This window comes from Amycolatopsis sp. NBC_00348, assembly GCF_036114655.1.
Taxonomy (GTDB): domain Bacteria; phylum Actinomycetota; class Actinomycetes; order Mycobacteriales; family Pseudonocardiaceae; genus Amycolatopsis.
In genome coordinates this window covers 8864351-8885508 of record NZ_CP107994.1, presented here as the reverse complement: position 1 = coordinate 8885508, position 21158 = coordinate 8864351, and the positions used below count along the sequence as shown (strand labels likewise).

Sequence of the window (21158 nt, the reverse complement as noted above, 5' to 3'; positions counted from 1 at the left end):
CTGGGATGTCTTTCAGTAGGCGAATCAGTAGGCGAATCAGTAGGCGACCGCAACGGAGTGCCGCACGGTTTCGGGCATCCCGAGCGCACGAAGCGTGAAGTGCGCCGCATCCGCCCGCGCGATCCTGAAGCCACCGCGGACGCTCTGTTCGTACGCGATCCGGTAGTGCCCGGTGGGCGGCTTGTCGGTCAGCAGCGGGAGCTGCACCGACGTCCAGTCGAGACCGCTCACCCGCAGCTCGTGCTCCATCAGGGCGACGTCCTCGTAGTGCTTCCGCAACCGCAGGTTCGCCAGCGGCGAGAGCACGGTCCGCGTGAAGAACCCGATTCCCGGGTCCCGCTTCGGCGGGTCCGGCCGGCTCGGCGTCGGGATCGTCGAGATGCCGGCGACGCTCACGACGACCAGGCGCCGCACCCCCGCCGCACCCATCGCCTCGACGATGGCGCGGGTCCCGCTCGACACGACGCCGTACTCATCGTGGTGTCGCGGTCCCAAAGCCGAGACCACGGCGTCGCGACCGTCCACTGCGGACTTGAGCGCCACCGGATCCGGCGCGGTCAGGTCCGCCTGGACGATGCGGACGGGCGCGGTGACGGCGTCCGGATTCCGCACCACGGCCGTGACCTCGTGCCCGGCGGCGAGCGCCTGGCCGAGTACGTGCGCACCGGTCCGCCCGGACGCGGCGAAGAGCGTCAGCCTCATCTCGGCGCCCCGAAGTCGGTGGCGTGATCGGCCGCCCACTCGGCGAAGGTGCGCGCCGGGCGGCCCAGGATCTTCTCGACCTCCGGCGTCGGCGGGAACTGCGGCCGCGCGGCGTGGGCGGCGTAGCGGGCCATCATCGCCGTGACGAACGGTTCCGGCAATCCGTTGGCCAGCATGCCTTTCGCCGCATCAGGAGCCGGAATCTCCTGGAACCGCAAGGGTCTTCCGAGCACCACGCCGATCTGCCGGACCATTTCCCCGTGGGACAGCGATTCCGGGCCGGTGAGGTCAACGCGTCGGCCGAGCAGCTCGTCACCCAGGAGCGCTTGACTGAGGACGTCGACCAGGTCGCGTTCGTGGAGCGGCGATTCCTCGAAGCCGGCGTAGACGTAGCGGACGTCGTCACCGGCGCGGATCTGGCCGCCCCACGCGGTGAGGGCGTTGAGCGCGAAGGAGCTGGGCCGCAGGCTGACCCACTCCAGGCCGCTCGCCGCGGCCGCGTCGTCGACCTCCTTGTTGCGGTCACCGCGGAACCGCGACGGTTGCGCGTCGGGCCGGTCGTCCACATTGGCCGCGGCAAGTGCGACGACCCGGCGGACACCCAGCTCCCGAGCCAGCGCGACGACGTCGTACGCGGCGTCGCCGACCGCGCGCGAGTGCAGGAAGAGCGCATCGGCGCCGCGCAGCGCGTTCTCGAGGGTCGCCGGCTGTTGCGGGTCGCCTTCGACGACCTCGACGCCCGCGGGGAACCCCGCGTTGTGCGGCGTGCGCGTGACGACGCGGACGCCGTGGTCCTCGAGTTCGGTGGCGAGCAGGCGGCCGACCAGCCCGGTCGCCCCGGTGAGCACGATCATGGTGAATCCCTTCCCCCGGGTTACGCTTGTGCCTGAAGTCCAGATGATACGAGGAGCATATCATATGAGTTCCGTACCCGGTGACGGGGTCGACGCCGCCCGCCGTCGGCGGCGGTCGACCACGGCGGTGAAAGAGGCGCTACGCGAGCTTCGAAACCAGCTTTCGCTGCTGAACCACCAGGTCAGCGGCCGCCTGGCGATCAAGGACGTCGACCTGGACTGCCTCGAGCTGATCTCCCGCAACGGCCCGCTGAGCCCGAGCTCGCTCGCCCGCAGCGCGGGCCTGCACCCGGCGACGATGACCGGCATCCTCGACCGCCTCCAGAAGGGCGGCTGGATCGTCCGGGAACGCGACCCGGAGGCGACCGACCGGCGCGCGATCGCCGTGCGCGCTGTCCGCGGGCGCAACGTCGAGCTGTTCCGGCTGTATTCGGGCATGAACGGCGCGCTCGACGAGATCTGCGACGAGTACAGCGAAGCCGAACTGGACCTGATCAGCGATTTCCTCCGCCGCGCGAGGGCGGCGGGCAGCGCCGCGACGGATGATTTGTCCCACAGCTGACCTGGGCTTTTGTGTGTTCTACTCACACGGTGGCGGGAGACATGTGGGTGGCCGGGGACGCGTACGAGGCCTACATCGGACGCTGGAGCCGGCGGATCGCGGAGACGTTCGTCCGGCGGCTCGACGCCCCGGCGAGCGGCCGCTGGCTCGACGTGGGCTGCGGCACCGGCGCGCTGACGGCGGCCGTGCTGGCCGCGGCCGACCCCGCGGAAGTCGTCGGCGTCGATCCCTCCGAGCCGTTCCTGGAGACCGCCCGCGCCGGCGTCACCGACCCGCGCGCGACGTTCCAGATCGCCGACGCGGGTTCGCTGCCGTTCGAAGACGACCGCTTCGACGTCGTCGTGACCGGACTGGTCCTCAACTTCGTCCCCGAGCCGGCGCGGGCCGCCGCGGAGATCGCGCGGGTGACGGCGCCGGGCGGCGTGGCCGCCGCGTACGTCTGGGACCTCGCCGAGGGCATGCAGCTGATCCGGCACTTCTGGGAGGCCGCCGCCGAGCTCGACCCGGCGGTGCCCGACGAGGGCCGCCGCTTCCCGCTGTGCCGCCCGGAACCGCTCGGCCGCCTGTGGACCGAGGCGGGCTTCGACGCGGTGTCCGTCGAGGAGATCAAGGTCCCGACGGTGTTCACCGGCTTCGACGACTACTGGACGCCGTTCCTGGGCGCCCAGGGGCCGGCGCCGACGTACCTCATGACGTTGCCCGAAGCGCGCCGCTCGCAGGTCCGCGAGCTGCTGCGCAGCCGCCTGCCGACGAACCCGGACGGCTCGATCCCGCTGTCGGCCCGCGCCTGGGTCGTCAGCGGAGTCCCCGCATGACGAAGGCCGCCCCTTCCGGGACGGCCTTCGTGCGGTGGGTCAGAGACCGGCCTGTGACAGCCAGTCCTTCGCGACATCTTCGGCCTTCTCGCCGTCGGAGTCGACGCGCTTGTTCAGGTCCCGCATGACATCGGTCGTCAGCTTCGCGCTCACCGCGTTGACGGCGGTGGCGAAGTCGGCACCGCGCTCGTCGAGCACCTTCTTGTTCACCGCGGGCACGACGTTCTCGGTCGGCACGATGTTCAGGTCGTCCTTGAGCACGGTGTAGTTCGAGTCACCGGTCAGCGGGCTGACCGAGTCGACCGGGATCACCGTGACGGCCCCGGACTTGAGCTGCTCGACCCGCGGCCCGGCTTCCTGGATCGTCTGGAAGGTCGAGTTCGTCAGCTTGTAGACGTCCTTGAAGCCCTGGTAGCAAGGCAGGCGCTTCTCGCACTCGGGCGGGCCCGCCATGACGACCTTGTCCAGCTTCTTCAGGTCGCTGATCGAGGCGATGCCCTTTTCCTTGGCCAGGTCGGACTTGATGATGTAGGTGTTCTTGTCCTCGGCCGGGGCGAAGTTCAGCAGCGAGACGCCGCTGGGCTCGAACAGCTTCGCCAGCTGGTCGTGCTCCTCCTGCGCCGTCTTCCCGGCGTCCTTGCCGAAGCCGGTCGTGATCGCCGCGCCCTGGTACTCCGGGATGAACTGCAGCTCACCGGACTTCAGGGACGGGTAGATCAGCTCGCGCGAGCCCAGGTTCAGCTTGCGCGTCACCGGGTAGCCCTTGGCCTCCAGCGCCTGCGCGTAGATCTCGGCCAGGATCTGGCTGTCGGTGAAGTTGAAGGACGCGACGACGATCGGCGCCCCACCCTTGCCCGGCGCGGCGGGCTTGTCACTGCTGTCGCTGCCACCCCCACAGGCGGCCAAACCGAGCGTCGCCGCGACGGCCACCGCCATCACGGACGCGTTCCGGAACCAGCGCACGAATCCCCACTCCCTCGTCACTCGAACAGACGAAAGGACCCTAGCCCTGTCCACCGACAAGGATCCACATGTTGGGAGAAAAGCGCCAGAATTCCCAGCCTGCGGAATTTCACTGCCCGATCGGGGTAGGGTTGGCCGGTGCACGTGACCGCGGTGACCCCGTTGGCCGCCGACAGCGGACCGCCGATCTTCCAGTGGCGCTGGGTCGATCGCAACGCCGACGACATCGCCCAGCGCTTCGTCGAGCACATCTCGCTCACGGGCGCCGCGCTCGGCATCGGCCTGGTCGTCTCGATCGGGCTGGCGGTGCTGTCCTTGCGGTTCCGCTGGTCGTACGGCGTCATCCTGAGCACCGCGGGCGCGTTGTACGTGATCCCGAGCCTGGGCGCGTTCGCCGTGCTGGTGCCGTTCTTCGGGCTGACGTTCGTGACCGCGATGATCCCGCTCGCGACGTACACGCTGCTCATCCTGATCAGGAACATCGTCACCGGCGTCGACCAGGTGCCCAACGAGGTCCGCGAGGCCGCGATCGGCATGGGCTACACACGCGGCCGGCTGTTGTGGCAGATCGAGCTGCCGCTGGCGCTCCCGGTGGTGATCGCCGGCCTGCGCGTCGCCGCCGTGACGACCATCGGCCTGGTCACGGTCACCTCGATGCTCGGACTGGGTGGTCTGGGCTACTTCATCCGCGCGGGCATCCAGACGGCGACCCCCAACCCGACGGAGATCATCGTCGGCGTCGGGCTGTCGGTGGTCCTCGCGGTGGTCGTGGATCTGCTGCTGTGGTTCAGCGAACGCCTGCTGGCACCCTGGACCCGGAAGGTGCGGGCGCGATGAGCTTCCTCGACCAGGTGAACGCCTGGCTGTCCGACCCGAACCGCTGGAGCTGGACGGACAAGGCGGGCATCCCCTACCGGACGCTCGAGCACCTCAGGTTCTCCCTCCTCGCGCTGGTGATCGCGGCGGTGCTGACGATCCCCGCGGCCCTGTGGCTGGCCCACTACCGCCGGGGCGCGTTCCTCGCGAGCAGCGCGGTCAACATCGGCCGCGCGATCCCGAGCTTCGGCTTGATCATCCTGTTCTGGTTCCTGGCCAGCCGCTGGGAGCTGGACACGACGTTCTGGCCACTGCTGCTGGCCCTGGTCGCCCTGGCGATGCCGCCGTTGTTCACCAACACGTACGCGGGCGTGGTGTCCCTAGAGCAGGAGACGGTCGACGCGGCCCGTGGCACGGGCTACCGCGAGTGGCAGATCATGCTCAAGCTGGAGCTCCCGCTGGCGTCCCCGGTGATCCTGGCGGGCGCCCGAGTGTCGTTCCTCCAGCTGATCGCCACGGTCGCAATCGGCGCCATCGTCAACGACGGCGGCGGCCTGGGCCGCTACATAGTCGACGGCTTCGCACTGGGAGCGCAGGGCTACGGCGAGATCTTCGCCGGCGGCCTGGCCGCGGTGGTCCTGGCCCTGGTGTGCGACGGCGTGTTCGCGTTGCTCACCCGCTTGGCGACACCGCGAGGCTTGGCCCTGCAGAACGCCCGCCGCGACTAGCACTCGGCCCGCCGGGGCACCCCTGCCGCCAGGTTGGTCCGCCCATGGCCGGTTTGACTCCCGTCTGGGCTGCAGGCCTTCCGCTGTGCGACACCCCTTCCGCCGTACGGCACCCTCTTCCGCTGTGCGGCAACCCCGCCGTACCCGGCTCCCGGCTCCCGGCCGCCGGGCGCCAACTCCGCCGTCGGGTGGCCCTCCTGCCAGCTGGTCCCCAACCGCCGAGTGCCGCCACCTCCCACCCGGGTGGCCCCTTTCCCGACAGCCTCTCCTTCGTCCTACTGACTTTCTCTTCAGCCAGGTGACGACCCCTTCGCCCGATCGGCTCCCTCGGCCGAGTGACAGTCCTTCTTCCGACCGCTCATCGTCCGCCGGGTGGCGCTCCTCCCAGCCGAGTGGGGCCCTCCCCCTCCCCTCCCACCAACGCCTGTGCCGGAAGCAGACCTCGCCCTGGCGTCGCGTCGGCTAGAACGCGCCGGTCAGGATCAGCACGCCGAGCGCGATCAGCACCGCCGGCAGCACCACGTGCCCCCAGCGGGCGAGGGCTCGGGCGACGGTCGGCCGGGTCGCGAGGAAGCGGCCGATCACGCACCACACCGCCACTCCCGCCAGGAACACCGCGCCGTAGCCGGCCAGGCCCGCGGGGCCGGTCGCCGCGAATGCGGGGACGTACACGCCGATGTTGTCGCCGCCGTTGGCGAAGCACACCGCCGCGACCGCGAGCACGCCACTCGCCGGTACCGGTTCGTCGTCGTCCCGGCGCCACGCCTGCCAAGCCGCGCGGATCCCGAGCAGCACCGGCAGCACGCCCAGCCACCGGACGGCACCGTCGGGCAGCAGCCCCGCCCCGAGCGCGCCCGCGACCGACGCGGCCAAGATCGCCGCGAAGCCGAGGAACTGCCCGGCCACGACCTTGAGCTCACCGCGACGTCCGGCCGCCTGGCCGAAGAACACCGCGAGCAGCACCAAGTCGTCGACGTTCGTCACGGCGAACATCGCGACCGCGCGCCCGATCAACCCGACGTCCACTCCGACCCCTCCGGAAATCCGCTTGGCAGGAGCCGCCGCGGCACAGGACGATTCTGCCCATGCCCGCCGTCACGCGCCGCGACTACACCGGTCCGGAGGACCTGCGGGCCATGCAGAGCCTGGCCCAGCGGATCTGGTCGCGGTCGAGTTCGGTGCACGTCGGGGATCTCGCGTGGCAGCGGTTCCAGCACGTGGGCCGCGAAGCCGAGTGGCCGACCGTACTGTGGGAAGCGGGTCGCGAAGTCGTCGCCTGGGGCTGGGTTTCGCTACCCGGTGGGCTGGCGCTGCTCGTCGATCCGGCGCGCCCCGAACTCGCGTCCGAGGTGCTCGGCTGGTTCGAGGACACCGCCACCGCCGCCGAGCTCACTGTCACGGTGCTCGACGCCGAGAAGCATGTCATCGCCGCGTTGAAGCGAAGCGGTTACGTGCTTCCGAAGAGTTCCGTTCACCAGTCGTATATGTCTCGCCTCCTCGAAGATCTGCCGGAACCGGTGGTGCCCGGCGGGTTCACCGTCCGCCCGGTCGGTGCGGACGATCTGGCCCGGCGCGTGGCCGTGCATCGTGCGGTGTGGCACCCGTCGCGGGTGACCGAACCGAGCTACCGCAACGTCATGCGAGCCTGGCCGTACGCGACCGGCTGGACTGGGTCGTGGAAGCACCCGACGGCCGGTTCGCCGCCCAGTGCCTGATCTGGCTCGACGACCGCAACGCCGTCGGCGAGCTGGAGCCCGTCGGAACTTTGCCGGAGTTCCGACGGCTGGGTCTGGCCCGCGCGGTGTGCCTCGCCGCGCTGCACGCGACGCGTGACGCCGGCGCTCGCGAAGCCGTGGTGTATCCCGTGATCGGTGTTCCGAAGTTCCCAGCTGCCCTCCCGTTGTATCGCGATCTCGGCTTCCGCCCTTATGCGCGCACCCTCACCTGCACCCGGACCCGCTGTCGTATCCCTCCTTCCTCGGGGCCCGCGTCCCCGGAGGGCGCACACCAACGAACGTAGCGGCCGCGATGCGCGGCCTGTCCGATTCGGGGCCGGATTCGGGGCGGTTATCCACATCGGGATCAACCTGTGGACAACTCGGTGGATTTCCCTTGCGCGGCCCGAAAACGTCGGCGCTGGCCGATAGAGTTGAGACCGGGGGCGTCCCCACGCGCGGGGAGCAGAAGAGGACAAGCCTTGTGTGGCAAGGATGTTCGGCGCGTTGAAACGGGGCGAGCAGCGGCAATCGACGGGATTGCGTCCGGCCGATTAACCGGCAGGACAGGCCCGCCTTCTCGTCCGGACGATCAATCGGTCCACAGGGCTGACCCACGGACGGGCGACCAGCCGCTGCGGCAAGGTGACCTCCGGCAGCGCGACCAACGCAAGCCCGGCAACCAGCCGGATGATCAGCTAGCCCGGCAGGCGGCGATCAGGCGCTCGACCTCGGGCCCGAGCGGACGATCCTCGTCCAGCGGTGGCACCACCGATCGCACCCATTCGTACGACTCGCAGAGCCCGGCGGCCCCCTCGCCCTCAGTCAGATACCGCGCCTGGGAGCCCGTGATCAGCTCGCACGCCGTGATCGCGAACAGGTGCGCCGCGGCCGAACGCAGCTGCTCACCCGCCGCCCACGCAAACGCTTGCACGTCCTCTTGGCCGGCCGAGGTGTCGATCGAGCCGAGGGTCGCGGGAGTCGCGAGGCGGCGCAGCGCGTGCAGCTCACCGACCGCGCGCTTGTGCAGCGGCACCAGTCCCGCTCGCGGGCCCGGATCGGCCGTGAGCTGCGCCGGGAGACCGCTGAAGCGCTCGTCCAGCAGCCGGTGCATCCGCTGCACCGACACCTCGCCGACGTGCACCAGCGCCGCCGTCAGCGCGTCCATCCGCAGTCCGAGGTCCACCGCGTGGTAGCCGGTGCCCGGCACGAACTCGCCGTCGACGAACGACGGTGAATCCCCTGGCATCGACTCCCAGCGCAGCCACGTCTCGCGCAGGTCCGTGGCGACGCGGTCCGCGTGCGCCAGGGCCCGCGGCGCGACCCGCACCGAGAGCGGCGACTGGACGACGTCCGAACGCACAAAACCGCCGCTGACCAGGTCGTTCAGTTCTTCCAGCAGACGCCGCAGGTGGTCGTCGCCGCCGGCCATGACCGGTGCGAACACCGCGCGGGGCGCGCCGAGGACGTCGATCGCGAAGGCCGCTGTCAGCGTCTGCAGGCGGATCAGTCGCCGCGCCTCCGCCCAGCCGCGCTGGGCGTGCGTCACGGCCAGCGGAGATCCCTGGATCAGCGACGCGCCTTCCTTAGGGCCAAGGACATAAGGCGTGGCGCCACGCGCGGCGAGCGCCTCGGCCGCGGGCGTCTCGACGCCGTCTTCGAGGACCGTGCCGATGCCGAGGAATGTCTGGAAAGCGTGCGACAGCGGGATGATCTCGCCCGAACTGCCGAGTCCGGTACGCGGCACCGCCGGGGTGAAACCGTCGTTCAGGCGGTCGACCAGGAACTGCACCAGGTCCGGGCTCACGCCCGACCACGGGCGCAGGAAGTCGCGCAGCCGCACCACAAGCAGCGCGCGGACGTCTTCCGGCGGCAACCACGGCGGGCCTCCGACGGCGCGACCGATCAGCAGGTTGCGCTGGTGTTCGGCCTGTTGCCGCGCGTCGAGCGCGACGCCCGCGAGGCGGCCCATCCCGGTGTTGACGCCGTACACCGGGTTTTCACCCTTTCGGAGGGCCGCCAAGACCTCGTCCCGACGCGCTTTCAGGGCTTCTACCAGCGGTTTGGTCAGAACCAACCGTTCACCGTCGGCGAAATCGCTTCCGGTGACGATCATCGGTACGGCAGCATGGTGCCGACGCCGGAAGCCTCGGCACGGGCCAGGATCATGTTCGCCACCGCGACGTCCGTTGTGGACAGTCCGCGGTGCCAGAACAGGATCCGCTCAGCGTCGTGCTCGCGGCCGGGCTTCTTGCCCGCCACGATGTCGCCGATCTCGGCGTGGACCCCGTCCGCGGTGAGGAGGCCGGCGTTGAGCTGCGGGCGCAGGGCGCCGAATCGCGGGTTGCCGGACTGCGATTCGCGCCAGTCGTCGACGACGACCTTGTCGATGTCGTCGAGCAGCGTGAGCTCCAGCGCGCTGATCGTGCCGTAGGGCACCAGGAAGGTGCCCGGCCGGAGGTACTCGCGGCGCACCAGCGCCTCGGGTTCGACCAGCCGGGAGGCCTCGACCTGGATGTCTGCGCCGTCCAGGGTCTCCTCGGCCGTGGCGCAGACGCGGACGTCCTTGCCGAGCCGCTCGGACAGCCGGCGGCCGAAGTCCTCACGTGACTCCGGGCGCTTGCTGGTCACGCGGATCTCGGCGAAGTCGAACAACGAGTCGAGGAGCACGACGTTCCACCAAGCGGTACCGCGGGCGCCGATGTGCCCGAGCACCCGCGAGTCCGGGCGGGCGAGGTACTTCGCGCCGACGGCGGTCATCGCGCCGGTGCGGGCTTCGGTGATCATCGTGCCGTCGACGATCGCCCGCGGCATGCCGGTGTCCGGGTCCAGCAGCAGGATCAACGCCATTTCCGAAGGGAGGCCCCGTTCGAAGTTCCCCACGAAGTCACCGACGACCTTGACGCCACTGACCTGCTTCGCCGACAGGTGGCCACGAAGGATGTTGAAGTGGCCCTTGCCGCCGTTGTCCGGCACGAGGTGCATACGCGGCTCGAAGACGACCTGGCCGCGGCCGTGGTCGGCGAGCACGTCCTCGACCGCGCCGACGATGTCCGCGTCCGTGACACCGAGCGAATCGATGTCGGCGCCGGTCAGGTACCGGAGCCAGACCGACGTCACTGCGCGAGACCCTCGATGACCTCGGCCCCGGGCAGCGCGGCCAGCGCGGCGCCGGAGATCAGCAGCTTGCTGCCGCGGATCCCGCTGCCGATGACCAGCTCGGGCGCGTCGGCGACGGCCTTGTCGATCAGGATCGGCCACTCGGCGGGCAGGCCGACGGGCGTGATGCCGCCGTACTCCATCCCGGTGAGTGAGACGGCTTCGTCCATCGGCGCGAACGACGCCTTGCGGACGTCGAGGCGGCGCTTGATCACGCCGTTGACGTCGGCGCGGGTCGTCGCGAGCACGAGCGCGGCAGCGAAGCGGACTTCGCCGGAGCGCCTGCCTGCGACGACGACGCAGTTCGCGGACGCCGTCAGCGGCGAGCCGTAGACCTCGCAGAAGGCGGCCGTGTCGGCCAGCGACGGGTCGATTTCCGTGACGCCGATGGCATCCGGCTCGGCTAGCGCGGCCAGCGCCTTGGCGACGGGCTCGGCGAGGAGGTCAGTACGCGTGGGGGCGGGAACGACAGTCAAGCTCCCGGCGATGGTCCAGGTCACGACCCCATTAAACAGCGCCCCCGCCGAGTGCGACGGGGGCGGGAAGGAGCTCACCAGTTGGAGCCACCGCGCTGGACCTCGATGAGCTTGGGGCGGACGTCCACGATGTAGACGAGCGCCGCGGCCATCGCGGGCACCCAGAAGATCATCCCCGGGCCCATCACGCTGAACAGCGCCATGGCGAGCGTCGAGCCGCCGGTGATCAGCATCCAGATGGGCTTGGTCTTGCGGTCGGCGGCCGAATAGGCGTCGGCACGCTGCAGCAACGCGTGCACGAAGGCGAAGAGCCCGACCAGCGCGCTGCCCCAGTGGATGACTTCGAGGATCCAGTAGGCAACTAGCACAGCCACAGCTTACGGCAAACCGCCCGAACGACCCCGGCCCCGCCACCGGAGGTCCGATGGCGGGGCCGGGTGTTCACGGCGTTTTTACTTGTCGGTCTTCGGCGCGACCGGCTTCTTCGCGGCGGTGCCGGTGGTCGTCGTGGTGGTCCGGCGGGCCGGGGCGGCGGTCTTCGGGGCCGTCTTGTTCGCGACCTTGCGGGACACCGAGCGGGTCTCGTGGGCGACGTCGTCACCCAGCTCCTCGACGGCCTCGGCGGCTTCGCCGGCGACCTCGGTCACCTTGCGCGCGGTCTTCTCGCCGACCGAGCGGGTGCGCTTGGTGAAGGTCGACAGCACACCGTCGACGCGCTCGCGGACGTCGGTGGTGACGTCCTCGACCTGGCCCTGCGCGGTGGTGAGGGCCTCTTCGAGCTGCTCGATGGCCTTCTTGACCTGCGGCTGCGCGGAGAACTTGTCCCACGCCTGCTCGCCCGACTCGGCCAGCTTGTTGTACAGCTTCAGCGCGGCCTCGGTGTACTCGTCGATGACCTTGCGCAGCTCGGCCGGGTCCAGCTTCTCGCGGAGGCTCTCGACGTCGGTCGGCAGCTCCTGCAGGTTTTTGCGGGCGCTCTCGCTGCTCTTGGCCACGTTCTCGCGGGCCTTGGCCACGGCGTCGGTGACGGCCTGGCCGGCCAGGTTGCCGGCGCCGAGCGCGGCGAGCAGCGGGGTGCGGACCTGGTCAAGGGCGGTGTTGACGGCCTTCTTGACGTCTTCGGTCTTGGGGGTGGTCATGCTGACTCCTTCTTGGTGTCTGCGGCTGGCGAGGTGTCTGTGGTGTCTGCGGTGGGGGATTCGGCGGCCGGCCGTGCCGCGGAGTTCTCCCGTCGGAAGGACTCGAAGACGTCGAGCAGGACCTGCTTCTGCCGCTCGGTCAGCTCGGCGTCGGCGCGAATCGCGTCGCCCACCGGACCGCCCGTCGGCAGATCGAGGATCCCGGCCTGCACATACAGCGCTTCAGCTGAAATGCGCAGTCCCTTGGCGATCTGCTGCAGGATCTCGGCGCTGGGCTTGCGCACCCCGCGCTCGATCTGACTCAGGTACGGGTTGGACACTCCGGCGAGCTTCGACAGCTGGCGCAACGAGATCTTCGCGGTGTTGCGCTGCTGGCGGATGTACTCGCCGATGTCGGAAGCGAGGTCCGCGACCTTCTCCATGGGGCTGCCGGATCCTGGCTGCGTCCCACCGGTTTCTGTCATCCGGTCACCTCCTTGCGACACCAACGACGCTACACGCGCGTGCTAGCTATTGCAAGCACTCTGCTTGCACATCGGGTGTGGTGGTGCTCACCGCTAACGTGGTCGCATGACGAGCTCGGGCCGGCTGCGGCGACGGCTCGTCGAGCTGCTGCTCGACGAGGACGTCCTGCACGCCCCGGAATGGATCGCCGCGTTCCGCGCGGTGCCCCGCCACGTCTTCCTGCCGCGGTTCTTCACGCGGGCGGGCGGGCTGTGGGCGGCGGTCGACCGGGGCGACCCAGGGTGGCTGGAGGCCGTCTACTCACGCGACGTGCTGGTCACGCAGCTGGACGACGACCCCGGCCGCTGGGAGCTCGCCCGGACCACCGGCCCGGTGACGGGCACGCCCACGAGCTCGTCGAGCATGCCCGCGATCATGGCGATCATGCTCGAAGAGCTGCGAGTGCGAGACGGGCAGCGCGTGCTCGAGATCGGCACCGGCACCGGGTACAACGCCGCACTGCTCAGCCACCGCTGCGGTGCCGGACAGGTGTCCACAGTGGACATCGACCCGATGCTCGCCGCCGACGCGCGCGTGCGGCTGGCCGAGGCGGGCTACCGACCGTCCTGCGCGGTCGGCGACGGCGCGCTCGGTTTCCCGGCGGGGACCGTCTTCGACCGGGTGCTGTGCACGGCGTCGGTGACGTCGATCCCGCCGGCGTGGCTGGAGCAGACGGTGCCGGGCGGGCTGATCGTGACGACGCTGAACCGGCCGATCGGCGCCGGGCTGGTCCGGCTCGTCGTGGGTGAGGACGGCACCGGGCAGGGCCCGGTCCTCGCGCGCGATGGCCGTTTCATGCCGCTTCGCGCGCACCGACTGCCGGAGGCGGACCCGCTGCCGATGCCGTCGCGCGACGACTGGGAGCAGACGCGGCTGCCGATGTCGATGGTGCTCCAGCCGCGCAAGCAGTTCGAGTTCTTCGCCGGGCTGTCGCTGCCGGGCGTCCGGGCGGTGCGCGAGCACGACGGCCTCGACCCGAACACCGCGGGCGGCCCGGGCGAGGCCGGCCTCGCGCTGGTGCACCCGGACGGCTCCTGGGTCCGCCACCGCAAACGCGCCGGCGCGAACGAAGTCGCCCAAGGCGGCCCGCGAGCGCTGTGGGAGGTCGCCGAAGCGGCGTACGTGGAGTGGTGCGAGCTGGACAAGCCCGACCGCGACCGCTTCGGGGTCACGGTGACCAGCGAGCGCCAAGAGTTCTGGCTCGACGCCCCGGACGGCCCCACCTGGCCGCTGGCCTGACGCGCCACGCCGAAACCGCGGCTCACGCTGACGCAGGCCGCGCTCTCGACGGCCGCAGTTCACGCCAGCAGCAGTTCGCCCCGACCGGAGCAGCCCACCTCAAAGCCGCAGCCGGGCCGACCCGGCCGGCGGGGGTTCACGAGGCCGGGGCCAGCGGCGGGAACCGGCCGCGCCGGGCGTGGCGACGAGCCCGCGACCTCCACCGGCCCTAGCCCTGCTCACGCCAAAGCCCGATGGCCGCAGCCCGCCATCTGACGTTTCCCGCTCAGGCCGCACGAGAAAGAGCGACCCGCCGCAGGGCGGCCCCCACCCATCCCAGGGGGGCGTCCCCGATCCCAGCGTATCGCTACTGACCTGCGAAAACGGGGGGCGCGGGAATCTGTGGACAACTTTCGGCCTGTGGATGGCGGACTTGACAGTCGCGCTCAGTCGCGCTCAGTCGCGCTCAATCCGGCTTAACCCGGCAGGTGGAACCGGATCCACTTCTCCGCGTGGTCCGCCGTTGCTTCCGGTGGGACGTCTGTGGTGTCGAAGATGTCCACGCCCAGCTCCGGTGCCGACTTCTGGAGCCAGTTGTTGAACTCCAGCATCTCCTCGATCCGTGGCTCGTCCCACTCGCGCCATGCCGGGCGGGCGCGCAGCCTGCGGCGTAGGGACTCCGCCGAACCGACCAGGGCCAGGTAGTGGATCTCGCTGAAGAACACGCGTTCCGGCAGCGGCTCCAGCTCCGGTGGCGCGACCGTGCCGCACAGGACCACCGGGCGGCCGTTCTGGTGCAGCATCGCCGCCATCCGGAGCCAGGCCGCGCGGAACGCTCGGATGTCGCCGCGCAGGGCGTCCGCCCATAAGACGTCTTGCTCCAGCACCACCACTTCGCCCGCGAAGCGTGACGTCAGCAGCGGCCCTACCGTCGACTTGCCGGCGCCGCTGGGGCCCGTCAGCGCGAACAGCGGCAGCCTGCGAAACGGCCACTGGTGTCCGCACCGGACGCACGAAAGTTCCGCGCCGACGGCGACCGGGCGGTCTGCCCGGTCGCCGCACGACGGGCAGATCCGCAGGTCGAGCGCCACTTCAGTCGAAGAGGTTCTCGAGGAAGCCGCGCTTGCGGTGGCCGTGGCCGTGGGGCCTCGGCGAATCCGAATACCCGCCGCGGTGCGGCCGCGGCGAATCCGAGTAACCGCCGCCGCGGTACCCCTTCGGCGAGTCCGGGTAGCCGCCGCCCCGGTACGGGCGCGGCGAGTCGGACCGGCCGTACTGCGGGGCCGCCCCGCCGTACGGCGGTGGCTGCTGGCCGCCGTAGAAGGAGGTTTCCGCACCGGCGATGGCTTCGAGCTCACCGCGGTCCAGGAAGATCCCGCGGCAGCCCTCGCACTGGTCGATGTGGACGCCGTTCTTGTCCACGGTTCGCATCTGGTTCTGACACTTCGGACAAATCACTCATCCGAGACTACGCATATTCGGCTCAGCAGGCGCAGAGGCAGAACGGGTGGCCCACCGGATCGGCGTAGACGCGGAAACCCTTCGGCTTGTCGTCCAGGAGCTTCGCGCCCAGGTCCAGCACGCGCGCGTGCGCCGCTTCCATGTCCGTGACCTCGAGATCGAGGTGCATCTGCTGCGGGTTGTCCGCGGACGGCCACGCCGGCGGCCGGTAGTCGGGCACCCGCTGGAACGCGATGCCCGCGCCGCCGGCCGGGTTGGGCAGCGTCACCCAGTGCCCGTCGTCGGAGACGTCGGGTGCGCCCCAGTCCAGCACTGCCCGGTAGAACTCGGCCAGGGCCACCGGGTCGGGGCAGTCGATGGCCACCACACCCAGCGTCGGTACCGCACCCATCGTCGCTCCCTTCGATCACGGATAACCAGTGAACGAATTATGTGGGTTAGCGCACGAGGGTGCAACCACCTTCCGCCGTACACTGGTTCGGTGCACACCGACGCTTCCCTCGTGGTGGAGTTCCTCAACACGGTCAACGTCGAAGAGGGCGCGGACCTGCTCGAACATCCCGGGCCGTGGCGCGAGTGGGCGGCCGGGCACGCGCTGACGGCCAACCCGGCCGCCGAGGCCCGTGCGGCGCGGGACGCGCTGCGGGCCTCGATCGGCGATCCGCGGCTGCCCGGCGGCAGCGTCGACGTGGGCACCCGGATCTCCCTCACCGACGCCGGCCCGGCGCTGATGGCGGACGACGTCGTCGGCGCGGTGTTCGCCGCCTGCACCCGCTTGGTCGTGCGCGGGGACTGGATCCGGTTGAAGATCTGCCCCGCCGACACGTGCCTGTGGGCGTTCTACGACGAGTCGCGCAACCGGTCGCGGACCTGGTGCTCGATGCGCGTTTGCGGCAACCGCGAGAAGGCGCGCGGCTGGCGGGCGCGCGCGGCCACCGGCTGACGGCTGACGGCTGACGGCGGAACGATCCGCCTACACCACCGGCGGTGCGCGCAGGCAACCCTCGAAACCGGTATGAGCGGCCAACGACGACCTCAGCCGGCCGGGCCCGACCAACCGCCCGAGTCGCACAACCGGTCGCAGACGTGGTGCTCGATGCGCGTCTGCGGCAACCGCGAGAAGGCGCGTGGCCGGCGGGCCCGCGCGGCCACCGGCTGACGGCGGCTGCGCCTCGGCGGACGACACCGCGTACTCAGGTGGACGACATCGGCCCGCGCGGCCACTGGTTGAGACTCTCATCCGAGCGGTCGACACCCGACCAGCTGTGGACAACTCGCCACACCAGCACCACATATCCACGGCCCGGGCGGGGTTGCCCCCACACGTTGTGGACAGCCGTTAGGCCATCACCGTGAAAAGTTGTGGATAACCCGGGGGATAACTCAGCTTCCTGTGGACAACTGGTTTGAACCTCTCTCGGGTGTGGTATACGGAACGGCCGTCAGAACAGCAGCTCCGCCACGGCGTAGATGACGAGGCCGGCGAGCGCACCCACGACCGTGCCGTTGATGCGGATGAACTGCAGGTCACGGCCCACCTGGAGCTCGATCTTGCGGGACGTCTCCTCGGCGTCCCAGCGCTCCACCGTGTCCGTGATGATCGTGGTGATCTCCTGGGAGTAGTTCTTCACCAGGTACACCGCGCCGCCTTCGACCCAGCCGTCCACCTTGCCGCGCATCTGGTCGTCCTCGACCAGGCGCGTGCCCAGGGACATCAGGCCCAGGCGGACGCGCCGGCGCAGTTCGCTCGACGGGTCCTCCGCCGCGTTGAGGAGCATCTCCTTGGCCGTGCTCCAGGCCGAGCCGATCAGCCGCTGCACCTCTTCGTGGTGCACGATCTGGCCCTTGACCTGCTCGGCGCGGGCCATCACGTCCGGGTTGGTCTGCAGGTCCTGTGCGAACTCGCCGAGGAACTTGTCCAGCGCCAAGCGCATCGGGTGGTTGACGTCGGTCTTGACCGCCCACGCGAACGAGAGCACCTCGCCGTAGACCTTGTCCGCGAGCATCTCGTCGACGAACTTCGGCGACCAGCTCGGCGCCCGGTCGGACACCACGCGCAGCATCGTCGTGTGGTTCTCGCGCACCCACTCGTAGGCCTGGTCGCACATCAGGTCCACGAGCTTGTGGTGCGCGCCGTCGGCGAAGACGCCCTGCAGGATCTTGCCCAGCGGCGGGCCCCACGGCTTGTCGATGATCCGCCGCGCGACGGCCTGCTCCATGATCGCCTGGACGTCTTCGTCGCGGAGGACCCGGACCGCGGCCCGGACCATCGTGGCCAGCTCGGACGTCACGCGCTCGGCGTTGTCCTCCTGCGCGACCCACGCGCCCAGGCGGCGGGCGATCTCGACGCGCTTGAGCTTGTCGCGGATGACCTCCTCGGAGAGGAAGTTGGACCCGACGAACTCGCCGAGGCTGTTGCCCAGCGCGTCCTTCTTGTTCGGGATGATCGCCGTGTGCGGGATCTTCAGGCCGAGCGGGTGCCGGAAGAGCGCCGTGACGGCGAACCAGTCCGCCAGCGCGCCGACCATGCCGGCCTCGGCCGCGGCCCGCACGTAGCCGACCCAGCCCGCCCAGCCGCTGGACTGCGCCCAGCTCGCCAGCAGGAACACGACGGTGGCGCCGATCAGGAACGACAGCGCGACCAGCTTCATCTTGCGCAGCGCGCGCCGCTTTTCCGCTTCACCGGCTGCGCCGCCCGGCGGATCGGCCGGGGTCACCTTGGCGGGGGTCAGTTGCTCCACACCACCATTGTCCGCGAGGATCGCTGATCGTGCGCGAACCTGCTCTCGTCCCCCGGCTGCGGCCCTTCACGTCGACCATCTTCGCCGAGATGACGGCGCTGGCCGTCAAGCACGACGCGGTCAACCTCGGCCAGGGCTTCCCGGACACCGACGGACCCGCCGGCATGCTCGACGCGGCCAAGAACGCCCTGTTCGGCGGCGCGAACCAGTACCCGCCGGGGCCCGGCCGGCCCGAGCTGCGCGCGGCCATCGCGCGGCACCGGCTTCGCTACGGCACCGAGTACGACCCGGACACGGAGATCCTGGTCACCGCGGGCGCCACCGAGGCCATTGCGGCAGCGTTGATGGCGCTGACCGAGGCCGGCGACGAGGTCGTCGTCATCGAGCCGTACTACGACTCCTACGCCGCCGCGGTCGCGATGGCCGGCGCCCAGCGCCGGGTCGTCGGGCTGGTCGAGCGCGAGGACGGCCGGTTCGGCCTCGACGTCGACGGGCTGCGGGCCGCCGTCACGCCGCGGACCCGGGCGATCCTGGTCAACTCGCCGCACAACCCGACGGGCACGGTGTTCACCCGCGCCGAGCTCGAGGCGCTGGCCGCGCTCTGCGTCGAGCACGACCTGATCGCGATCACGGACGAGGTCTACGAGCACCTGGTGTTCGACGACGCGGAACACGTCCCGCTGGCCACGCTGCCCGGCATGCGGGAGCGGACCGTGAGCATCTCCAGTGCCGGCAAGACGTTCAACTGCACCGGCTGGAAGATCGGCTGGGTCTGCTCGACGCCCGAGCTGGTCGCCGCCGTCAAGGCGGCGAAGCAGTTCATCACCTTCGTCTCCGGCGGGCCGCTGCAGCCGGCCGTCGCGCACGCGCTCGACCACGAACTGCCGTGGGTCGACGGCCTGCGCGCGAGCCTGCAGGAGAAGCGCGACCGGCTTTCGGCCGGGCTCGACGACGCCGGGTTCACCGTGCGGCCGACGGCGGGCACCTACTTCGTCTGCGTCGACGTCCGGCCGCTCGGTTTCACCGACGCGGCCGATCTGGCGTGGGAGCTGCCCGGCCGGGTCGGGGTCGCCGCGGTGCCCGTCAAGGTGTTCACCGATCACCCGGACGAGTGGAAACATCTTTTGCGTTTCGCGTTCTGCAAGCGCAACGACGTCATCGACGAGGCCATCACCCGGTTGCGCAAACTGGTCTGACGTCCGACGGCGGCGCGTTCGCGGCGCTGCGGACGCGAGTCCCTCACATGCCGCAGCGCTTCGTGACGCTCTGCCACCGCCGGGAGCGCGCGAACGCCGCCGTCCGGCCGCCGATGGTCACGGACCGCAGCCTGCCGTCTCACAATTCGGAAACATGCTGATCGGTTCGTCGAAATCGGCGAACACGCACCCAGCGCGACCGCTCGGGCACGGTCCGCGACCCGGTCCGCGAAAACATCAGGTCAACGCCGAATGGGCCCCACTCCGGCACTCGTCCGAATGGCCGCAGAGAGGCGTCCGAACGGCACTGAGAGTGATCAACTCGTCGGCCGTAGATACCTTGCCCGGTAGGGCCGTTCCGCCTTACGGGCTGGATAGAACGCGGGAGAGATGAAAGACTCCCGAGCGGTGCTAGAAAGAGTGCAGCCCCGGGGGATCTGCGACCTGGCCGGAGAAAGACCCCAGCAAGATCAGACTCGAGCGGGCATCGCGAGAGCCTCAGGCGCGGATGGTGGTGGTGGCGGTGAGTGGCACGGTATTCGTGCACCCCGGCGCCCCGGCGCGGCCCGCGTTCACAGCCGGTGAAACCCCTTCGCGGATGCGCGCTCCGCGCCCGTGGGCGGCGGCGCTGCCCCGGCCCGCGGCCCGGATCCTGCTCGCCGGCGGGCTGACACTGGCCGGCTGGCTGCTCGGCGCCGCACTGGCCGGCAACACCGCTTCCGCCGCCGAGACGACGACGTCGTCCTGCCCGCACTCCTCGGTGTCCCGCTCTTCGGAGTCCACTGTGGAGTACGGCAAGCACGGCCACCACCGCACGAGCCACCGGGACAACGGCGCCGCCACCTGCGCGCAGCAGCCGAAGTCCGATGACGGCACGAAGACCGACGACACAACGCAGACGGACGAAACGCCGGCCGCGGAGACGAAGACCGTCGAGAAGCAGCCGGTTCAGCAGCAGTCGGTCGAGAAGCAGAGCCTGGCGAAGGTCAGCGCGAAGCAACAGTCCACGAAGGACGTCCAGACCGACGAAGCGCCTTCGGCCAAGAAGACCACGACGGCCACGTCGTCCGGTGGCCTGCTCGGCGGGCTCGTCGGCGGAGTCCTCAACGTCGTCGGCGGGACGCTCACCACCGTCACGGACACCGTCGGCGCGGTCACGCACACCGTCGCGGCCGTCACCGACACGCTCAGCCACACGGTGCTCGCGCCGCTCACCCAGCCGCCCGCGGACAACCCGGACGCGCCGGTGCTGCTCCCGCTCGACGACATCCTGGCCCCGGTCCTCAACGGCGGGTCGAACTCGGGTGGCGTCACGGCGACGGTGCCCGACGCCGTGAGCAGCGTCGTCACGCAGGTGACGACCCCTGTCACCGAGGCCACGTCCGTCGCGACGCCGACGTCGACGCCGGTCGCCGCGACGGAAGAAACCCAGACCCGCACCGCCGTGGTGCACCTGGTCGAGGTGCAGAACACGCTGCCCGCCGTCCACCAGGAGCAGCCGCGCGACTCCGGCGTCCACGCCACGGGCGGCGGCGACTCCACCCCCGGTCTTCCCGGCCTCCCCGGCGGGACGTCGGCGCCGAGCGCGCCGGCCAGCAGCGCCGCCCCGGGCCACGACGGCCCCGGCGGCGCCCGCCCGCAGTTCGCGGTGCACTCCGACGACGTGACCACCACGCAGCTGAAGCTCATCGGAGCCAGCCGCGACCACGACGTCGACGGCGCGGGGCGCGAAGCCGCCCTGCCCACCACCTCCCCCGACTGACCCGACCGGGTAACCGGGGAGAACTGCGTCCAAAACAAGATCATCTTGCCGGACGTCCACGCCGATAAAGCGTAGTGTTTTCCCTGCTCAAGTACGTAATCCGTGACTCTTTCACGTCTCGTGACGCTTAACCGCGTCCGACGTACCCCAGGGGCCTTCCATGCGCACCACCCACAGTCTTTCCGACCGGCCGACCGCGCCCGGCCGGGTCGGATCCCGGTCCCGGCGTCGCACTGCCCCTGCGACGCCGGGACCCACACCGGGCGTGCTCCGGGAGTTCCTGCTCACCGCGCCGAGCAGGGACTCGCTTTACCGAGAGCCCGCCTGAGCCGCCGGCTTCCCGGCAC

The 21158-nt window shown here is 70.4% G+C and carries 24 protein-coding genes and 1 pseudogene; 11 read left to right on the top strand and 14 right to left on the bottom strand.

Annotated elements, in window-relative coordinates:
* Positions 1-36: 36 nt before the first annotated feature.
* Both OHS58_RS39770 and OHS58_RS39765 read right to left on the bottom strand, forming a co-directional pair.
* Positions 37-702 carry an NAD(P)-dependent oxidoreductase gene (locus OHS58_RS39770; RefSeq protein WP_326945852.1) on the bottom strand — a complete coding sequence of 222 codons (666 nt, stop codon included), beginning with the start codon at positions 700-702 and terminating at the stop codon, positions 37-39.
* Complete coding sequence (locus tag OHS58_RS39765) at positions 699-1556, bottom strand: NAD(P)H-binding protein (protein WP_328645806.1); 858 nt, start codon at positions 1554-1556, stop codon at positions 699-701. The genes OHS58_RS39770 and OHS58_RS39765 overlap by 4 nt, the downstream gene beginning before the upstream one ends.
* A gap of 64 nt (positions 1557-1620) precedes the next feature.
* Between OHS58_RS39765 and OHS58_RS39760 the strand changes: the two genes are divergently transcribed.
* Both OHS58_RS39760 and OHS58_RS39755 read left to right on the top strand, forming a co-directional pair.
* Entirely contained in the window at positions 1621-2118 is a 498-nt protein-coding gene (locus OHS58_RS39760) for a MarR family transcriptional regulator (protein WP_328645805.1), read from the top strand.
* 29 nt (positions 2119-2147) lie between these two features.
* On the top strand, positions 2148-2933 hold the full coding sequence (locus OHS58_RS39755; protein ID WP_328645804.1) for a class I SAM-dependent methyltransferase: 786 nt from the start codon (positions 2148-2150) through the stop codon (positions 2931-2933).
* A 39-nt stretch (positions 2934-2972) separates the two neighbouring features.
* On the opposite strand, the gene OHS58_RS39750 is transcribed toward OHS58_RS39755, so the two are convergent.
* The gene (locus OHS58_RS39750) at positions 2973-3896 is read right to left on the bottom strand and encodes an ABC transporter substrate-binding protein (RefSeq protein ID WP_326956193.1); all 924 of its coding nucleotides are present in this window, start codon (positions 3894-3896) and stop codon (positions 2973-2975) included.
* A 138-nt stretch (positions 3897-4034) separates the two neighbouring features.
* Here OHS58_RS39750 and OHS58_RS39745 point away from each other — a divergent pair, with 138 nt between their 5' ends.
* Together OHS58_RS39745 and OHS58_RS39740 are read left to right on the top strand one after the other, a co-directional pair.
* The gene (locus OHS58_RS39745; RefSeq protein ID WP_326956194.1) at positions 4035-4733 is read left to right on the top strand and encodes an ABC transporter permease; all 699 of its coding nucleotides are present in this window, start codon (positions 4035-4037) and stop codon (positions 4731-4733) included.
* Positions 4730-5440 (top strand): ABC transporter permease, encoded by a 711-nt coding sequence (locus tag OHS58_RS39740; protein WP_247060229.1) that lies wholly within the window; start codon positions 4730-4732, stop codon positions 5438-5440. Before OHS58_RS39745 ends, OHS58_RS39740 begins: the two co-directional genes overlap by 4 nt.
* Positions 5441-5902: 462 nt before the next feature.
* Here the strand turns inward: OHS58_RS39740 and OHS58_RS39735 are convergent, their stop codons facing one another.
* Positions 5903-6466 carry a cadmium resistance transporter gene (locus OHS58_RS39735; protein ID WP_328645803.1) on the bottom strand — a complete coding sequence of 188 codons (564 nt, stop codon included), beginning with the start codon at positions 6464-6466 and terminating at the stop codon, positions 5903-5905.
* Between the two features lie 59 nt (positions 6467-6525).
* Here OHS58_RS39735 and OHS58_RS39730 point away from each other — a divergent pair, with 59 nt between their 5' ends.
* Both OHS58_RS39730 and OHS58_RS48845 read left to right on the top strand, forming a co-directional pair.
* Positions 6526-7155 carry a hypothetical protein gene (locus OHS58_RS39730; RefSeq protein WP_328645802.1) on the top strand — a complete coding sequence of 210 codons (630 nt, stop codon included), beginning with the start codon at positions 6526-6528 and terminating at the stop codon, positions 7153-7155.
* The gene (locus OHS58_RS48845) at positions 7116-7460 is read left to right on the top strand and encodes a GNAT family N-acetyltransferase (protein WP_442875494.1); all 345 of its coding nucleotides are present in this window, start codon (positions 7116-7118) and stop codon (positions 7458-7460) included. The genes OHS58_RS39730 and OHS58_RS48845 overlap by 40 nt, the downstream gene beginning before the upstream one ends.
* A gap of 389 nt (positions 7461-7849) precedes the next feature.
* Here OHS58_RS48845 and OHS58_RS39725 read toward each other — a convergent pair whose 3' ends face one another.
* The 6 genes from OHS58_RS39725 to OHS58_RS39700 form a co-directional block, all read right to left on the bottom strand.
* Positions 7850-9271 carry an aromatic amino acid lyase gene (locus OHS58_RS39725; RefSeq protein WP_328645801.1) on the bottom strand — a complete coding sequence of 474 codons (1422 nt, stop codon included), beginning with the start codon at positions 9269-9271 and terminating at the stop codon, positions 7850-7852.
* The gene (locus OHS58_RS39720; RefSeq protein WP_328645800.1) at positions 9268-10275 is read right to left on the bottom strand and encodes an ornithine cyclodeaminase family protein; all 1008 of its coding nucleotides are present in this window, start codon (positions 10273-10275) and stop codon (positions 9268-9270) included. The genes OHS58_RS39725 and OHS58_RS39720 overlap by 4 nt, the downstream gene beginning before the upstream one ends.
* Positions 10272-10814, bottom strand: a complete 543-nt coding sequence (locus OHS58_RS39715; protein WP_328645799.1) for a YbaK/EbsC family protein — start codon at positions 10812-10814, stop codon at positions 10272-10274. The genes OHS58_RS39720 and OHS58_RS39715 overlap by 4 nt, the downstream gene beginning before the upstream one ends.
* Positions 10815-10864: 50 nt before the next feature.
* Complete coding sequence (locus OHS58_RS39710; protein WP_247060222.1) at positions 10865-11158, bottom strand: DUF2516 family protein; 294 nt, start codon at positions 11156-11158, stop codon at positions 10865-10867.
* A gap of 84 nt (positions 11159-11242) precedes the next feature.
* Positions 11243-11929 carry a hypothetical protein gene (locus OHS58_RS39705; RefSeq protein ID WP_328645798.1) on the bottom strand — a complete coding sequence of 229 codons (687 nt, stop codon included), beginning with the start codon at positions 11927-11929 and terminating at the stop codon, positions 11243-11245.
* The gene (locus OHS58_RS39700; protein WP_328645797.1) at positions 11926-12351 is read right to left on the bottom strand and encodes a helix-turn-helix domain-containing protein; all 426 of its coding nucleotides are present in this window, start codon (positions 12349-12351) and stop codon (positions 11926-11928) included. The genes OHS58_RS39705 and OHS58_RS39700 overlap by 4 nt, the downstream gene beginning before the upstream one ends.
* A 148-nt stretch (positions 12352-12499) precedes the next feature.
* On the opposite strand from OHS58_RS39700, the gene OHS58_RS39695 reads away from it, so the two are divergent.
* Positions 12500-13672 (top strand): methyltransferase domain-containing protein, encoded by a 1173-nt coding sequence (locus tag OHS58_RS39695; RefSeq protein WP_328645796.1) that lies wholly within the window; start codon positions 12500-12502, stop codon positions 13670-13672.
* Between the two features lie 455 nt (positions 13673-14127).
* On the opposite strand, the gene OHS58_RS39690 is transcribed toward OHS58_RS39695, so the two are convergent.
* From OHS58_RS39690 to OHS58_RS39680, 3 genes are read right to left on the bottom strand one after another with little or no spacing between them, the layout of a single operon-like run.
* Complete coding sequence (locus OHS58_RS39690) at positions 14128-14742, bottom strand: nucleoside kinase (RefSeq protein ID WP_328645795.1); 615 nt, start codon at positions 14740-14742, stop codon at positions 14128-14130.
* Position 14743: 1 nt separating this feature from the next.
* A complete protein-coding gene (locus tag OHS58_RS39685; protein WP_326945838.1) occupies positions 14744-15109 on the bottom strand; it encodes a TFIIB-type zinc ribbon-containing protein in 366 nt (121 codons plus the stop codon).
* A gap of 25 nt (positions 15110-15134) precedes the next feature.
* Entirely contained in the window at positions 15135-15503 is a 369-nt protein-coding gene (locus OHS58_RS39680) for a VOC family protein (RefSeq protein WP_328645794.1), read from the bottom strand.
* A gap of 90 nt (positions 15504-15593) precedes the next feature.
* Here OHS58_RS39680 and OHS58_RS39675 point away from each other — a divergent pair, with 90 nt between their 5' ends.
* Together OHS58_RS39675 and OHS58_RS39670 are read left to right on the top strand one after the other, a co-directional pair.
* The gene (locus tag OHS58_RS39675) at positions 15594-16055 is read left to right on the top strand and encodes a CGNR zinc finger domain-containing protein (protein ID WP_326945836.1); all 462 of its coding nucleotides are present in this window, start codon (positions 15594-15596) and stop codon (positions 16053-16055) included.
* Positions 16056-16175: 120 nt separating this feature from the next.
* Positions 16176-16271: pseudogene (locus OHS58_RS39670) on the top strand (CGNR zinc finger domain-containing protein); the annotation flags it as partial.
* A 283-nt stretch (positions 16272-16554) separates the two neighbouring features.
* Here the strand turns inward: OHS58_RS39670 and OHS58_RS39665 are convergent.
* Positions 16555-17853: a DUF445 domain-containing protein gene (locus OHS58_RS39665; protein ID WP_247060214.1), complete on the bottom strand. Its 1299-nt coding sequence runs from the start codon at positions 17851-17853 to the stop codon at positions 16555-16557.
* Positions 17854-17882: 29 nt separating this feature from the next.
* On the opposite strand from OHS58_RS39665, the gene OHS58_RS39660 reads away from it, so the two are divergent.
* Both OHS58_RS39660 and OHS58_RS39655 read left to right on the top strand, forming a co-directional pair.
* Positions 17883-19049: a pyridoxal phosphate-dependent aminotransferase gene (locus OHS58_RS39660; protein ID WP_328645793.1), complete on the top strand. Its 1167-nt coding sequence runs from the start codon at positions 17883-17885 to the stop codon at positions 19047-19049.
* A gap of 598 nt (positions 19050-19647) precedes the next feature.
* Positions 19648-20811 (top strand): hypothetical protein, encoded by a 1164-nt coding sequence (locus OHS58_RS39655; protein WP_328645792.1) that lies wholly within the window; start codon positions 19648-19650, stop codon positions 20809-20811.
* Positions 20812-21158: the final 347 nt, after the last annotated feature.